Origin of the sequence: Moraxella boevrei DSM 14165 (assembly GCF_000379845.1) — a bacterium.
In the GTDB taxonomy this organism is placed as follows: Bacteria; Pseudomonadota; Gammaproteobacteria; order Pseudomonadales; family Moraxellaceae; genus Faucicola; species Faucicola boevrei.
The window spans coordinates 41,198-51,501 of the sequence record NZ_KB903781.1; the positions used below are offsets into that span (position 1 = coordinate 41,198).

9 protein-coding genes and 1 other RNA gene are annotated in these 10,304 nt (G+C 40.1%); 7 read left to right on the top strand and 3 right to left on the bottom strand.

The features are described from left to right. Positions 1 to 100 precede the first annotated feature (100 nt). Positions 101 to 811, top strand: a complete 711-nt coding sequence (locus tag A3G3_RS0105560) for a vWA domain-containing protein (RefSeq protein ID WP_019519553.1) — start codon at positions 101 to 103, stop codon at positions 809 to 811. Positions 812 to 923: 112 nt separating this feature from the next. Here A3G3_RS0105560 and ffs read toward each other — a convergent pair. Then, positions 924 to 1,020, bottom strand: an RNA gene (gene ffs, locus A3G3_RS14240) — signal recognition particle sRNA small type. 211 nt (positions 1,021 to 1,231) lie between these two features. Here ffs and A3G3_RS0105565 point away from each other — a divergent pair. From A3G3_RS0105565 to htpG, 3 genes are all read left to right on the top strand, one after another. Next, entirely contained in the window at positions 1,232 to 1,945 is a 714-nt protein-coding gene (locus A3G3_RS0105565) for an SIMPL domain-containing protein (RefSeq protein ID WP_019519554.1), read from the top strand. 38 nt (positions 1,946 to 1,983) lie between these two features. Further along, positions 1,984 to 2,667 (top strand): alpha/beta hydrolase, encoded by a 684-nt coding sequence (locus A3G3_RS0105570; protein ID WP_019519555.1) that lies wholly within the window; start codon positions 1,984 to 1,986, stop codon positions 2,665 to 2,667. Positions 2,668 to 3,079: 412 nt separating this feature from the next. After that, positions 3,080 to 4,993, top strand: coding sequence for a molecular chaperone HtpG (gene htpG, locus A3G3_RS0105575; RefSeq protein WP_019519556.1), 1,914 nt, complete (start codon positions 3,080 to 3,082; stop codon positions 4,991 to 4,993). 99 nt (positions 4,994 to 5,092) lie between these two features. Here htpG and trmB read toward each other — a convergent pair whose 3' ends face one another. Continuing rightward, positions 5,093 to 5,884 (bottom strand): tRNA (guanosine(46)-N7)-methyltransferase TrmB, encoded by a 792-nt coding sequence (trmB, locus tag A3G3_RS0105580; RefSeq protein ID WP_019519557.1) that lies wholly within the window; start codon positions 5,882 to 5,884, stop codon positions 5,093 to 5,095. Positions 5,885 to 5,928: 44 nt separating this feature from the next. Between trmB and A3G3_RS0105585 the strand changes: the two genes are divergently transcribed. The 3 genes from A3G3_RS0105585 to A3G3_RS0105595 all read left to right on the top strand — a co-directional run bounded on the left by A3G3_RS0105585 (position 5,929) and on the right by A3G3_RS0105595 (position 10,037). Next, complete coding sequence (locus A3G3_RS0105585; protein WP_019519558.1) at positions 5,929 to 6,918, top strand: DUF2628 domain-containing protein; 990 nt, start codon at positions 5,929 to 5,931, stop codon at positions 6,916 to 6,918. 456 nt (positions 6,919 to 7,374) lie between these two features. Then, positions 7,375 to 9,660, top strand: a complete 2,286-nt coding sequence (gene nrdA / locus A3G3_RS0105590) for a class 1a ribonucleoside-diphosphate reductase subunit alpha (protein ID WP_019519559.1) — start codon at positions 7,375 to 7,377, stop codon at positions 9,658 to 9,660. A 47-nt stretch (positions 9,661 to 9,707) separates the two neighbouring features. Beyond that, complete coding sequence (locus tag A3G3_RS0105595; protein WP_019519560.1) at positions 9,708 to 10,037, top strand: hypothetical protein; 330 nt, start codon at positions 9,708 to 9,710, stop codon at positions 10,035 to 10,037. On the opposite strand, the gene A3G3_RS0105600 is transcribed toward A3G3_RS0105595, so the two are convergent. After that, on the bottom strand, positions 10,038 to 10,304 hold a 267-nt coding region (locus tag A3G3_RS0105600; protein WP_019519561.1), incomplete at its 5' end, for an integrase core domain-containing protein.

Sequence of the window (10,304 nt, forward strand, 5' to 3'; positions counted from 1 at the left end):
TAAAATTTTGCTAAATTGTTTACAATAGGCGGTTCAATTTTAAACATTTTTACTGATGATAAACTTCAAACTTGATTAAAAATAGTTATAAGGAAAAATCATGACTTATCAACCGATGCGTGAGATTGATTATGGTAACAATGTCGCCCAACGCACGCTTTGCGTACTGGTGCTTGACGTGTCAGGCACGATGTCATTGTCCACCAAAAATGGGCACAAACGCATTGATATGCTCAACGCAGGCGTGAGAGCGTTTTATGATGATTTGATGAATGACGAAACCGCTCGTAACCGTGTCCGACTGGCAATTATTGCGGTCGGTGGGGTAAATGATGGGGCGAATTTGATTTTGGATTGGACGGATGCGGTGGATTTGACGCCCCTAAAATTTTCCGAAGGGGGATTTACGCCATTGGGTGAAGGGATGTTGCTTGCGATACGCATGATTGAAACCGAACGCCAAAACCTACGCAACGCAGGCATCAGCTACACCCGTCCGTGGATTATCACCATGTCTGACGGATTGCCAACCGATAACGCCGATGTCTGGCTGTCGGCAACCCAACAATGCCAACGAGCCGAGCAAGCCAAAGAATGTGTGATTTATCCGATTGGTATTGAAACAGGCGATAGCGAAATGGCAATGTTGCAACAATTATCGGTAAATAATTTGCCAAAACATATGGATGCGGTAAAATTCGTGGAATTTTTTGTGTGGTTGTCGGCAAGTTTACGCAAAATTTCGCAATCAGCCCCAGAAGAAGTCGTGCAGTTGGGCAGTATTTCACCGTGGGAAACGGTGAGAAATTAAATATAAGCTTTAAATTAGATAAAAAAATATTGGGTAAAATTTATATTACTCAATATTTTTTTAAAAGAATAATTAAAAATATTAATACAAAAGATTTAAGGAAAAAATGTAACCCCACTAGCACATCTTCGGCACACTTGAGAACTACTACCGTTGCTACCTTCCGGTCCTGGCGGGGTTCATAGTATCAAATTGCGAAGCTACCAATGAGGTTACAGGACGGTATTCTATCTTAAAGTTTACACGATTGCAAGCATTATTTAATCAATCATTTAAAAAAAATTTGGCGTAAGTTTTATTAACCATTTTGATAACAATGTTTGACAATTTTTACATGGTAATTTTGGGCAAAAAAATTTACAATAGTTGGGAGTATTTTTTATTTTAACCAAATTTCACTTTTAGCAAAGAGAGAATTTTATGAAACTTTCAGCTTTATTGGCATTGGCAGGCCTGATGACTTTGGCAGTCGGTGCAAATGCAGATAGTAATGTGAACAAATCGATTAATTATAATTTGATTAATTTTTCTGCAAATGCCACGCAAAAAGTGGAAAATGATGAAATCAATGCCACGATGAGCAAAACGATTCAGCATAAGTCTAGCACTGAAGTGGCAAAACGCATTACCGAAACGCTAAACCAGGCGACCACGATTGCCAAAAAATATCCAAGCGTCAAGGTCAGTACAGGCAGTCAATCAACCTATCCTGAATATGACAAAAATCAAAAAATCAGCGGTTGGACAGGCACTGCAAGCCTATACTTGCAAAGTAGTGATACGCTAGCGGTGAGTCAGTTGATTGCCGACTTGCAAAGTTTTATGCAGTTAAATGGTTTGGATTTTTCAGTGTCGGAAGCCAAACAAAAAGCCATTACCCAAAGTTTGATGATTGATGCTTCCAAAGCTTTTCAGCAACAAGCTCAAGCCTTGCTCCCTGCGTGGAATGCGACAGGTTATCAGTTGGTGAGTTTGGATTTTAATCAAGGTGGCGGTTATAACAATTATTCATCGCGTAAATATGCCATGGCAATGCCTCAGGTAGTCGATGCGAGTGTCGCAAGCCAAAATTTTGAAGTGGGTGAAACTAGCATTACGGTGACGGCAAATGGCGTCATTCAGTTGGTAAAATAAATTTTAGCAAATTAACAAAAATTGATAGGTTTGATTAAATGAGTTTATTAGACTGTGTAGAAGTAGTTCACAACCCAACTAATTTACCAATTACGCATAGTGTGATTTGGCTACATGGACTTGGGGCAAATGGGCATGATTTTGAGCCGATTGTGCCTGAGTTGGGCTTGGATGTGAGCCGTGGCGTGCGATTTGTTTTTCCGCACGCACCGTCTATCCCTGTGACGGTGAATGGCGGTTATGTCATGCCTGCGTGGTATGATATTTTGGAAATGAGTTTGGATAGGAAAATTGACGTGGCACAGATTGAACGCTCAAGCGATGCGGTTACAGCGTTGATTTTGCGTGAAATTGAGCGAGGCATACCGAGCGAACATATCGTATTGGCGGGTTTTTCGCAGGGTGGGGCGGTGGCTTACCAAACCGCCTTAACTTTTGATAAGCCGTTGGCAGGATTGCTTGCGTTGTCCACTTATTTGGCGACCAAAGAAGTTTTAGCAAAAGAAACTTTAAACCTAAGTAAACTAAACCAAAACCTGCCAATCCTTGTACAGCATGGCACGCAAGACCCTGTTGTACCTGAAGTGCTAGGGCAACAGGCGGTTGCGTGGTTGCAACAGCATGATTTTAAGCCAATTTATCAGACTTATCCCATGGCTCATCAAGTTTGTTTACCACAAATTAAAGCGATTGGGCAGTGGCTGGGTGAGCGGTTTGCGTAAGGAATGTTATCAATTTTAGTTTAGGTGGTGCAACTTCTTTAGATAGTGCAAAAGTGGTTGCATCATAGAGCTTTGATTTCATTGTATCACCCTTTTAATTAAAACCCTATCTTGTTGAACCGCTTTTTTCCAACCGTGTTTGCAAGAATTTTTTGGTCGTACAAACACTAGCTGAACAAGCAAGGCTTTGTAGTTCATCTTGTCGAAGATTGCGTTTGCACTCGTTCAAATCAAACTTTTGCACTATCCATTCTATTTGTATTCAAATTTGGCATTTGGGTCAATTTTTGTATTTATCCGATTTATTGTAATTTAATTGGGCAAAATTATGCAAAAATTTTCTTGAAAAAACTGCCACAAACCATAAATAATTATCCGCTAATCCAAAAATTTGATTAAAAACGGAGAGATTATGACAAATCCAACCAAACACACTTTTGAAGCCGAAGTTGCCCAACTTTTGCATCTTGTCACGCACTCACTTTACTCAAATGCCGATATTTTTGTGCGTGAGCTTGTGTCTAATGCTTCTGATGCTTGCGATAAATTACGCTTTGAAGCTAACTCAGACGATAGCCTGTTTGAAAATGACGGTGAACTAAAAGTACGTATTGACATTGACAAGACCAATAAAACTATCAGTTTTATTGATAATGGAATCGGCATGAATGAAGCTGATGTTATCGAAAACTTAGGCACGATTGCCAAATCTGGTACAAAAGCCTTTTTAGAAAAACTTACCGATGCCCAAAAACAAGATGGTCAGCTGATTGGTCAATTTGGCGTGGGTTTTTACTCTGGCTTTATCGTGGCGGATACGATTACCGTAGAAACTCGCAAAGCAGGCGAGTCAGCCGACAAGGGCGTTCGCTGGGTATCAGACGGCACAGGCACGTTTACCACTGAAAAAATTACCAAAAACGAGCGTGGCACGACCATCACTTTGCACATCAAAGAAGAGCATGAAGGCTACCTTGACCGTGCTAAAATCAAGTCGCTTGTAAACAAATATTCTGACCACATCAGCCTACCAATTCAAATGCGTAAAGAAGTTTGGCAAGAAGCGGAGTCCGATGATGAAAATGCTTCACCCAAAGGCGAGTACATTACAACGGACGAGTGGGAAACCATCAACCAAGCCAACGCCTTGTGGACACGTTCAGCAAGTGAAATCAGTGATGAAGAATATACCGATTTCTACAAAAACTTGACCTATGACTATGACGAGCCTTTGACGTGGTCGCATAACCGTGTGGAAGGGCGTCTGCAGTATACGCAACTGCTTTACATTCCCAAAAAAGCCCCGTTTGATTTGTACACCCGTGAACATCAGCGTGGTTTGAAATTGTACGTTAAACGTGTGTTTATCATGGACGATGCTGAGCAGTTGTTGCCGATGTATTTACGCTTTGTGAAAGGCGTGATTGACACAAGTGACTTACCGCTGAATGTCAGCCGTGAGATTTTACAAGAGTCTCGTGATGTTAAGGCAATCCGCGATGGCAATGCACGCCGTATTTTAACCGTGCTTGCAAGTTTGGCAAATTCTGAAGAAAGCGAAAAACAAGACAAGTTCAAAGAGTTTTACAAAGAGTTTGGTGATGTGATTAAAGAAGGTTTGGGTGAAGACCAAGCCAATCAAGACAAAATTGCTAAACTGTTACGCTACGCCACAAGCACTGATGACGCCATTAACACAGGCTTTGCTGATTACAAGGCACGTATGAAAGATGGTCAAAAGGCGATTTATTATCTCACTGCGGACAGCCTAGTGAGTGCCAAAAATAGCCCACAGTTAGAAGTCTTCAAGAAAAAAGGCATTGAAGTCATTTTGATGACCAGCCGTGTGGACGAATGGGCGATGAATTTCTTGCACGAATTTGATGGCACACCATTACAAAACATCGCCAAAGGGGCGGTGGATTTGGACGATTTGACCGATGAAGCGGAAAAAGAAGAAGCCAAGCAAGCTGAAGAAAACTTAAAGCCCATCGTCGATAAATTAAAAGGCGTGCTATCAAATCGTGCCAAAGACGTTAAAGTCTCCAACCGTCTCGTGGATAGCCCTGCGTGTCTGGTTGTGGGCGATGGCGAGCTAACTCCGCAAATGGTGCAAATGTTAAAAGCCATGGGGCAACCAGTGCCTGATGTCAAACCGACGTTGGAAGTAAATCCAAATCACCCACTTATCCAAAAGCTGGAAACATCAGAGCAGTTTGACGAGCTTGCCCAAGTGGTCTTTGACCAAGCGGTACTAGCGGATGGCGGTCAGCTAGATGACCCAGCAGGGTATTTAAAACGGGTGAATGCGTTGCTTTTAAAATAACTGCTTTAAAATCATAGGACGTTACTCTAAAGGCTTTTAAAAACCGTGTTAGGCGTATCTAACACGGTTTTTATTTAACAGTTTTGCTTAATAGCAATATCAGACCTTCTGATACATCACATCATAAATCGCCCGTCCCTCATTGATGCCACGTTGTTCAAATTTGGTCAATGGACGAAAATCAGGACGGGGTAAAAAGTTGCCTTTGCCAGCGACATTGTTAAATTCTGCTAAACTATCTAATACCTCCAACATCCAAAACGCATAATGCGCCCAATCCGTCGCCGAATGGAAAATCCCACCAACTGTTAACACTTGAGCGACGACTGCCATACGCTCTGCATTGACAAAACGGCGTTTATAATGACGCTTTTTTTGCCAAGGGTCAGGAAAATACAACTGCACAGTATCCACATGATTTTGTGGTAATTGTTTCATCAAGGCAATCGCATCGCCACCAATCAATTTTAGGTTAGTTAAACCTTGTTCCCCTGCCAAAAATGCACAATTACCAAGCCCTGCTTCATGCACTTCAATACCGACAAAATTACGATTTGGCTCAGCCTTTGCCATTTCTACCAAACTCGTCCCCATACCAAAACCGATTTCCAGTGTCAACGGTCGTTCAGGATTATCAAATAAAGTGCGTAAATTGTCAATGCCATCGATATTCATCGCTTGGATAGCATCTAGGTTTTTTTGCACAAAATACGTTTGATAGGCATCGCCCAAGCCGATTTGGGCCTTTTTACCCATGTGGGTTTTGCGTTTCATAAAGGTGTTGATTTGTCGCAAATTATGCGGTGTATGTTCTCTGACATTCGCAACTTCGCTTTTAATTGTCAAATTTTGTTTATCAAGTACTTCAGTGGGTGAATGTAAATCGTTCATAGTCATAAAAAATATCAAAACAGGGTTAAAAATGACGCTATTATATGTTATTCTTTTGTCAATTTAAATCCCAAAATTCATCTGCCATGTTATTTATTGAAGAAACCACGCCACCGCCATTTTGGCAAAGTCAGCTAAGCGACAGCCAACGTCTAATGTACGATAAAGCCTTTATTGGTAAGCGTTCGCAAAGCTATTATCTCAAGCGATTTGTCGAATTTGACCGTGCAGGCAAACTCTCGGCAAAATGGCATTGGGCGGGATTTTTTATGACTTTTTCGTGGCTATTGTACCGCAAACGCTATTTAGACAGCGTGGTATATTCGGTAGCGGGTTGGTCTTTTATCCATTTAAACATGACGATTTTTTTGGTGATTGCCGAATATTTAATTATCGGCTCATTACCGACTGCGTGGCAAATGTGGACACGCCTTGGCATTGGGGCGAGTGTTTGGCTATTTTGGGCGAGTATGGTGGCACGTTGGTGCGATGCGTTTTATTACCGTACCGCACGTCGTGAAATTGCCGATGCGATAGAAATGTACCCACAAGATACCGAACAACAGTTGGCTTATTTACAACAACACGGTGGCGTAAGCCCTGTCGGTATGGGGCTTGCATTTGGTTTTTTTGCCTTTGCCCTACTGGTTGTTCAAGTGCAATTTTTACCGATTTATGCCAAACAAAAGTCTAGTGAAGTGCTATTTGCCACGTTTGACACCGTACAAAATATCCAAAATCGGGTAGAAAGCATCTACCAAACCACACATCAATGTCCGATTAACACACCTTTTAATAGCCAAAATCCCACCATTCATTTGCAAATTTTAACCAAATCCGACAAAATTTTGGCAAAAAGCCCTTGTATTATCCAAGCCACTGTACAAAATATCGGCTTTCCCAATCGTTGGCTAAACGGTCAAACCTTGATTATGTACCGTGTTAGCGATGACAAAAACAGTCCCCAATGGGCGTGCGTCACGTCGCTCAATAAAAAACAAACACCAAAACAATGTATGTTGGCGGAACGTTAATTAATTAATAAATTTAATTTAAATATTTAATAATATTTAATATAAAAATAAGTTGTTTATTTTTTCGTCAAGCATTTTTTTAACATTTTTTTTTGTAAAGTTTGCTTGACTTTTATAACTGTTAAAAAAATCAATTAATTAAGTTCACTTTGTTAAAAGCAAAAAAAATAAATCACAAAAAAAAATAAAATACAAGCTAGTTTTTTAAAAATTTTTCGGCTATATTGTGCATCAGCAAAACAACTTTACCCCTAAATATAGTATTTCAATTCTTAAAAACCTACCACTTCTTGAATGATATATAATATAGAAAAATTTTTGTCAAGTTTTTCTATCGGGAATTTTTGTCTGTGATTTATCAGTAAAATAACAAAGATTGTTTAGCTTTTTTTATAAAATTAAGTGATAACATCAACTTAATTTTGTCTGATTTTTATCTGATTAAAGGATACCGTTATGACTCGTTTTGAAGAAATTTTTGTCAAAAAACGTGATGGGCGTTTGGAAAAAATTGACCTTGAAAAAATCCACCGTGTGATTGAATGGGCGGCGGAAGGTTTGGAAAATGTGTCGGTATCGCAGGTGGAAATCAGCTCGCACATTCAGTTTTATAACGAAATCACCACCAAAAGCATTCACGAAACCATTATTAAATCGGCGGCGGATTTGATTTCGGTCACCACGCCTGATTATCAATATTTGTCGGCTCGTTTGGCGATTTTTCATTTGCGTAAGATTGCGTATGGTGAGTTTGAGCCACCGCATTTATATGCCCACGTTCAGCGTTTGACCGAGCTTGGCAAATATGATAAACATTTGTTGGAAGATTATAGCGAAGATGAATTTAACATTTTAAACGATTATATTGACCATAGTCGGGATTTGAATTTTGCTTACGCTGCGGTAAAGCAGATGGAAGGCAAATATTTGGTGCAAGACCGTGTCAGCAAACAAGTGTTTGAAAGTCCACAGTTTTTGTATTTGCTCGTGGGGATGTGCTTGTTTGCAGGTTATGATAAATTGTACGACAAAGCCACACGTTTGGATTATATCAAGCGGTTTTATGATGCGACTTCTACCTTTAAAATTTCGTTGCCAACGCCGATTATGTCTGGTGTGCGTACCCCAAGCCGTCAGTTTAGCTCTTGCGTGCTGATTGAATGTGATGATAGTCTTGACAGTATCAATGCGACCAGCAGTGCGATTGTGCGTTATGTGTCGCAACGTGCAGGGATTGGTGTGAATGCAGGGCGTATCCGTGCGATTGGGAGTAGTATTCGTGACGGCGAAGCCCAGCATACAGGCTGTATTCCGTTTTATAAACATTTTCAAACGGCGGTTAAATGCTGTTCACAAGGCGGTGTGCGTGGCGGTGCAGCGACTTTATTTTACCCAATTTGGCATTTAGAAGTCGAAAATTTGTTGGTGCTAAAAAACAACCGTGGCGTGGAAGACAACCGTGTCCGCCATATGGATTACGGTGTTCAAATTAACAAGACCATGTACCAACGCTTAATTAAAGGCGAAAATATTACCCTATTTTCACCGTCTGATGTTGCAGGCTTATATGACGCATTTTTTGCTGACCAAGCCGAATTTGAACGTCTCTACGAGCTTTATGAAAATGATGAAAGCATTCGCAAAAAACAAGTGTCTGCCCAAGAATTATTTAGCCTAATGATGCAAGAACGTGCCAGTACAGGACGCATTTATGTGCAAAATGTGGATCATTGTAACACGCATAGCCCATTTAATCCTGCACTTGCCCCCATTCGTCAATCAAATTTGTGCATGGAAATCGCCTTGCCGACCAAACCACTTGACAATATTAACGATGAAGATGGCGAAATTGCCCTTTGTACGTTGTCAGGTATTAATCTAGGTGAAATCAATGACTTAGCAGATATCAAAGAGCCTGCTGAATTGATTGTGCGTGCCTTAGATGCCCTGCTAGATTATCAAGATTATCCTGTGATTGCTGCCAAAAATAGCTCAATGAATCGCCGTACGTTGGGCGTGGGTGTGATTAATTTTGCCTATTATTTGGCAAAAAATGGCACACGTTATTCGGATGTCGATGCGTTGGATTTGACACATCGGACTTTTGAAGCGTTCCAATATTACCTGTTACAAGCCTCTAATAAATTGGCAAAAGAACAAGGGGCTTGCCCTGCGTTTGGTGATACCACTTATTCACAAGGCATTTTACCCATTGATACTTATAAGAAAGACCTTGATAGTGTTTGTAATCAATCTTTACAATTAGATTGGGAAAAATTACGCCAAGATATTAAAATACACGGTTTACGCAACTCTACTTTATCTGCACTGATGCCATCAGAAACGTCAAGCCAAATCGCCAACGCCACCAATGGTATTGAACCGCCTCGTGGTTTGGTCTCGGTAAAAGCGTCCAAAGACGGTATTTTAAAACAAGTTGTACCAGAAATTAACCGTTTAAAAGATAGCTACGAGTTACTTTGGCAAATGCCTAACAATACGGGCTACTTACGATTGGTCGCCATTATGCAAAAATTCATTGACCAAAGTATTTCAGCAAATACCAACTACGACCCTACCCGCTTTGAAGATGGACGTGTGCCAATGAAAGCGATGATACAAGACCTGCTCACTGCCTATAAACTTGGGGTAAAAACCTTGTATTATCATAATACCCGTGATGGTGCAAACGATGCTCAAGACGACCTTGATGCCTGTGCAGGTGGGGCGTGTACGCTTTAAATTTATAAATATTTTTTAATTTATTGCTAATACTAAAAGGATAGGTTATGTTTTATCAAGTCTTAATTGAAACGAATGAAAAAGTCGGTAAGTCACAAAACAACAGAAGACTCTATGAGTTTGACAAAGTTAATTTAGAAGAAATAGAAAATGAAATTGCAACTCCATTTCTTAACAATGAAAAGTTTCAATTTGATGGATATTTTTTAGAACCAAAAAATATTATAAGGTTAGCTATTAAAGAAACTGAGAAACCAATACAAGAGTATGTAGACTATGAAAATGCTAATATGTCTCCTAGATTAATCATGGTCATTTCACGTGTTAATATTGTACATGGCGATAAATACACTAAAGATTGTAGTGGTCAAGTTTAATTAGACAGCTTTTAAGAGATTTTGGTTAAAAAACTGATTTTCTTTCTCAACAGGTGTTAAATAATCATTAAAGCTATGTGGTCTAACTTGACAGTAATAACCTAAAATATAACTCGCTACATCGACTCTTGCTTGAGATAAATCGTCATAGCCTTTCTTGGGCATCCATTCTGTTTTAAAGCTCCTAAAGAACCGCTCGGTTGGAGCATTATCCCAACAATTACCACGTCTGCTCATACTATGCTTCATGCCTTTACACTGGGCAAG

Coding starts and splice junctions, on each gene's coding strand:
- A3G3_RS0105560 (WP_019519553.1), top strand. CDS start 101: ATGACTTATCAACCGATGCGTGAGATTGATTATGGTAACAATGTCGCC.
- A3G3_RS0105565 (WP_019519554.1), top strand. CDS start 1,232: ATGAAACTTTCAGCTTTATTGGCATTGGCAGGCCTGATGACTTTGGCA.
- A3G3_RS0105570 (WP_019519555.1), top strand. CDS start 1,984: ATGAGTTTATTAGACTGTGTAGAAGTAGTTCACAACCCAACTAATTTA.
- htpG (WP_019519556.1), top strand. CDS start 3,080: ATGACAAATCCAACCAAACACACTTTTGAAGCCGAAGTTGCCCAACTT.
- trmB (WP_019519557.1), bottom strand. CDS start 5,884: ATGAACGATTTACATTCACCCACTGAAGTACTTGATAAACAAAATTTG.
- A3G3_RS0105585 (WP_019519558.1), top strand. CDS start 5,929: ATGTTATTCTTTTGTCAATTTAAATCCCAAAATTCATCTGCCATGTTA.
- nrdA (WP_019519559.1), top strand. CDS start 7,375: ATGACTCGTTTTGAAGAAATTTTTGTCAAAAAACGTGATGGGCGTTTG.
- A3G3_RS0105595 (WP_019519560.1), top strand. CDS start 9,708: ATGTTTTATCAAGTCTTAATTGAAACGAATGAAAAAGTCGGTAAGTCA.